Origin of the sequence: Mycolicibacterium arseniciresistens (assembly GCF_030519285.1) — a bacterium.
Taxonomy (GTDB): Bacteria; Actinomycetota; Actinomycetes; order Mycobacteriales; family Mycobacteriaceae; genus Mycobacterium; species Mycobacterium arseniciresistens.
This window is the reverse complement of sequence record NZ_JAUMSQ010000566.1, coordinates 1-742: the sequence shown is the minus strand read 5'-3', so window position 1 is coordinate 742 and position 742 is coordinate 1. Positions and strand designations below refer to the sequence as shown.

Here is a 742-nt window from a genome sequence, read left to right as displayed (position 1 = left end):
GGCGCCGCCGACCCGCCTGCGCCCGCGAGCAGCAGCCCGGTCGCCGCCGTCGGCCGCGTGGCGGGTTGCCGGGCCATCCCGTCGAACCGGCTGATCGAGCCGACGTAGTGGGTCTTCTCGTCGTACCGACGGAGCCAGGCGGGCCGGTACACGTCGGCGGACCACGGCGCCACGATGCGGTCGGCGACGTCGTAGGCCAGCCGGTGCGCCTCGTCGGTCCGGTCCCCCGGCATCGCCATCACCGTCACCGGCACGCCGGCCAGCCGGACCAGCATCGTCACCTCCACCGAGACGTCGACGACCATGCGGCGCGGGCGCAGTTCGACGATCGCGTCGAGGAGCATCGCCGACCGTTCGGCGAGCCCGCCCACTCCCACGGGCGCCCAGTGCAGCCGGCCGTTCGCGGTGGCATCGACGGGGGCCAGGTCGGTGGGCGGCACGTCGGAGGGCAGCTGCACCCAGTCGTCACCGGGCCGGATCGCCGCCGGCCTCGATGACGACGAGAAGAACACCACGTCCTCCCGGAGGTGCCGGGTGATGCCCAGTGCGCGGGTGAGGTGCCCCCGCCCGTGATGGTGGACGTAGTAGCCGATCACGCCGACAGGCTTTCGGGTTCCTCGTCGAGCAGCCCGGAGTAGCAGTCGAGGTACCGGCGCACCATCACCGCCTGGGAACAGTGCGCTTCGGCGCGGGCGCGCACCCGTGCCCGCGGCAGTTCGGCGGCGCGCACGATCGCGCCGGC

At 74.0% G+C, this 742-nt stretch carries 1 pseudogene; it reads right to left on the bottom strand.

From position 1 onward, the window contains the following. Window positions 1-596: pseudogene (locus tag Q2100_RS31520) on the bottom strand (glycosyltransferase); the annotation flags it as partial. Window positions 597-742 lie beyond the last annotated feature (146 nt).